This is a genomic window from bacterium, assembly GCA_024226335.1.
Taxonomy (GTDB): domain Bacteria; phylum Myxococcota_A; class UBA9160; order SZUA-336; family SZUA-336; genus JAAELY01.
On the sequence record JAAELY010000112.1, the window covers coordinates 1 to 1,185 of the forward strand.

Annotated in this window: 2 protein-coding genes; both read right to left on the bottom strand. The window is 62.9% G+C overall.

The window, feature by feature from the left end; all coding sequences use genetic code 11:
* The coding region (locus tag GY725_04775; GenBank protein ID MCP4003490.1) for a hypothetical protein at positions 1 to 333 on the bottom strand (333 nt) is incomplete at its 3' end.
* Between the two features lie 30 nt (positions 334 to 363).
* Positions 364 to 660, bottom strand: a complete 297-nt coding sequence (locus GY725_04780; protein MCP4003491.1) for a hypothetical protein — start codon at positions 658 to 660, stop codon at positions 364 to 366.
* Between the last annotated feature and the right edge of the window lie 525 nt (positions 661 to 1,185).

The following is a 1,185-nucleotide window of genomic DNA, read 5'->3' on the forward strand; positions in this document are numbered from 1 at the left end:
CCGCATCGCCGTGCGCATGCTGTGGCGAGAGGACATCCCGTGGTCTTTGCTGTGCTCGACGAAGAACTCCTCGATCTGCTGAACCGTGATCGACCGAAACGCTCGCGCACAGGAACATCCGGCGCGCGAAGTCACCGCGTCGACGAAGGTACTCGCCGAGCCAATGCGAAGCGTGATCGTCCCTGGACTGAGCTCTCGCGAATCCGCGAGCCACTGCGCGAACTCAGTCAGCGTCGGTTGATTCCCGACATCCGCCCGCTCGATCCTCCGTTGTGTGTACCTGGCCTCCGACTCCGGCGACCAGGTCTGCATCGTCTTTCGCGTCTTAGTCATGATGATGACCTCCTTGCAGAAGATCATCTCTTATGTGCAGTAGTCGCCGCCAAAGTCCCCGACTTCATTGAATCCGTTCCGCCTACTCCACATAACCGGGCGCTCCACATAACCCTTCTTATGCGCAGCTGCGCATAAGAGGTGGTTGCTGAGCCCACCGAAGGCATAGAGCTCCACCGGGTAGAGTTCCTTGGCTCGGGCCATGATCCCGATCGCGATCTTTCGGAAGTGCGCGCCGGTGGGTATGAGGAATCTGCTCTGCAGAGCGCGGGTGGTGATCTCGAAGTGGCTGCCCCCGGGGTGGACGTGACGGTATGGTCGGCTCATACCCTATATAAGACGCAGACTCGGCCTCCAATCTGCCGCTGTGGGCGAAGAAAGTTCGGGGAGAGCGCGAAATGCTCGCCGTGGAGTCGGACGCCGAGCGCGGCCCGGTCGGCCTTTCGGCCGTGCAAACCATTGAAAACAAGCGAGTACTAGACGGGTGGCACCTAAAGAGGTTCAAATCCGCCCCTGGGCACCTCTAAGCCGCTTGTTTTCAGCGACTTGGGTGGCGTGATTCCAGGCTACGGCCTCCCGGCCGCTTTTCGAGTCAGCACTAAGTCAGCAGGAGGGGCTCTTTCGGGGCCTAGATTGCCGCGGACCTCGCCGGGTGCCATCGGCCGGCCTGACCGCCGATCGCCAGCGAGCGGGCCAAGAACGGCGCCGGGGCAGGATCTCAGCTTACGGGTCGGCCGGCGGCCAGCGCGGAAGAGTCGGCGGGTCCTCGAGCAGGTCGAGTAGCGGCGGGCGACGTCGCCGGCATCGCGGTAGAGATCGCGCTCGTTTCTCACGGGCGCGCCATCCTGGCGG

What these genes read in the sequence shown, in the direction of transcription:
- GY725_04780 (MCP4003491.1), bottom strand. Translation starts at nt 660, where the DNA reads ATGAGCCGACCATACCGTCACGTCCACCCCGGGGGCAGCCACTTCGAG.